Genomic DNA, 213 nt, shown 5'->3' with positions numbered 1-213 from the left:
CTCACCGTTTTACTCATTGAGCTATTGCCGCAGCTTGGACACTTGTAATAAAGCAATCCGAGGTTGCGCCCGTTCTTAACCGTTTCGCCCGTATCAATCATCTTGCCTTCTCCCACCATGTGAACGGTAGAGATTCGACTACACACAGGGCATGGCACATAGCCCCGTGTTGGATTCGGTGTTTTACTCATTGGTTTGCGCCTCTTCAATCAC

General features: G+C 49.3%; 1 pseudogene. It reads right to left on the bottom strand.

The window, feature by feature from the left end:
- A pseudogene (locus tag AACR11_RS20880) lies at positions 1 to 191 on the bottom strand (hypothetical protein); the annotation flags it as partial.
- Between the last annotated feature and the right edge of the window lie 22 nt (positions 192 to 213).

Origin of the sequence: Vibrio sp. L85 (genome assembly GCF_963871815.1) — a bacterium.
Classification (GTDB): Bacteria; Pseudomonadota; Gammaproteobacteria; order Enterobacterales; family Vibrionaceae; genus Vibrio; species Vibrio harveyi.
Note: the sequence above shows the minus strand (reverse complement) of the source record. Positions and strands in the feature narration are given on the sequence as shown.